The sequence below is a fragment of the Bacteroides sp. RTP31139st1_H2_RTP31139_211217 genome (assembly GCF_040227615.1).
In the GTDB taxonomy this organism is placed as follows: Bacteria; Bacteroidota; Bacteroidia; order Bacteroidales; family Bacteroidaceae; genus Bacteroides; species Bacteroides uniformis.
Genome location: NZ_JBCNZM010000138.1, coordinates 12780 through 13213, shown reverse-complemented (window position 1 = coordinate 13213; position 434 = coordinate 12780). Strand labels below are relative to the sequence as shown.

At 38.0% G+C, this 434-nt stretch carries 1 protein-coding gene; it reads left to right on the top strand.

Going from position 1 to position 434, the window contains the following annotated elements:
• Window positions 1–306: 306 nt before the first annotated feature.
• Window positions 307–434 (top strand): ATP-binding protein (locus ABUA47_RS18530; protein WP_349831869.1); only part of this gene is annotated, 128 nt, incomplete at its 3' end.

Sequence of the window (434 nt, the reverse complement as noted above, 5' to 3'; positions counted from 1 at the left end):
AAGTTACACCATAAAAACTAATTCTCCCAACATACAAAGATACAGAAAAGATTTGAAACATAAGCAAATTTGTTCTTGCATTTATGAGATTTTAAAAACAGTTTTATCTTGTTCTATAAAATTCTATTCGTAATTGACAATCTAATATAGACTTGTTCGGTCAAATGACTCACGCAAACCGAACATGTATTTGACCATCAGTCTTACCATCTATGACGACCGTATCGAGATAATAAGTCCCGACACTTTCCACCATAGATAACCGCCGAAAATTTCAAGGAGCCTCACTAATCATATCCTCACAACTTGAAAGTAGCAGAAACTCTCTATCGGATGCCTTATTTGGAAAATTGGGGCAGTGGAGCAAGGCGCATCATGGATGCCTGTAAAGCACAAGGCGTGGAAACACCTACATGGTGTTCTGACGGTGGTTT